The 1193-nt window shown below is 56.0% G+C and carries 1 protein-coding gene and 1 pseudogene; both read right to left on the bottom strand.

Going from position 1 to position 1193, the window contains the following annotated elements; translation table 11 throughout:
* Positions 1-584: amino acid kinase family protein (locus BG74_RS17290; RefSeq protein WP_439895687.1), on the bottom strand; the 584-nt coding region annotated here is incomplete at its 3' end.
* Between the two features lie 26 nt (positions 585-610).
* Positions 611-1193, bottom strand: a pseudogene (locus BG74_RS13575) (PLP-dependent transferase); the annotation flags it as partial.

Raw genomic sequence — 1193 nt, 5'->3', positions numbered from 1 at the left:
GTTTCACCCGCCTGGTTGCGGCAGATAAAGCCTGTCACCACCATCCGTTTGGTGGGATATTGGGTCAGCAACTGCTGCAACAGCGGCCAGGAACGCCCTTCATCCACCTGGGGCTGGGCAGCGCGTTCGGCACGGAGAAAATCGCGTGCGTCCAGCCACTGCGCCTCCATGTCAAACTGGCTGAGCAGCGATGCCATCAGCCGCGCCGACCAAATTTCACCGTGCCCAACCACCTCAGCGTATACGGCGTCGTTGATGGGGCCGTCAAGCAACGCCGACAGCCGCTCAAGGTCGCGAATGAACGAGACAAGCAACCTTTCGGCGTCCGTGGGGGGCAGCAAACCTTTAATTAACTCGCTTTGATAGAGTCGCAAATTCTGCTGCACCTGATGGGCAGACAGGCGATCGCTTTGGCTCAGCACCAACCAGCTGATAAGCTGGTTGGTGCTGCTTCCCGCCGCTGAAACCACCATAAGATCACCGGGCTGGCTGTATTCGGCCATAATCTCCGCCACCCGCTGGTAGCATTTCACGTCGGCGAGACTACTGCCGCCAAATTTATGCAATTGACGGCCAATCGGCATGTCCGCGCTTACTAATGGACTCATACTTACCTCTGTAGCGCCGCCTGGAAAGGCTGTTCCAGATCGGCAATTAAATCTTCGCTATTTTCAATCCCGACCGACACGCACAGCAGCATTTCGCCAATACAGGCACGCGCCTCGGCGGCCATTCCCCCCGCATTCGCCATAGTCGCGGCGTGGGGGATAAGGCTTTCCAACCCCCAGCAATTCGGCTAGGGTAAACAACTCAAGCACGGACAGGAAGCCGACACATCGTGGTTTCGTCGCCATCTAGTTCAAATCTGAGCATCGCGCCAAAGCCGATTTGCTAGCGGCGGGCCGATCTCGTGGCCGGGATAATACAACTTTTTCACCTACGGATGTTGCTGTAAATGGGCGAAGATTGCTTGGGTACTCTTTGCTGTTGCCATATGCGCGGCGTCAGGGTATGTATCCCATGCAGCAGCAGATAGCTGTCAAAACGCGCTGCTAGTGACGCCGATATTGTTGCCCTACCAGGCCAATTCGATGGCGACGTCCAACTCGTTAGCAATCATCGCACCCACACCACATCGGAATGGCCATTGAGATATTTGGTATAGGAATACACAGCTAGATCGACGCCCAGCA

The sequence above is a fragment of the Sodalis-like endosymbiont of Proechinophthirus fluctus genome, assembly GCF_001602625.1.
In the GTDB taxonomy this organism is placed as follows: domain Bacteria; phylum Pseudomonadota; class Gammaproteobacteria; order Enterobacterales; family Enterobacteriaceae.
This window is presented reverse-complemented; position numbering and strand designations above follow the sequence as displayed.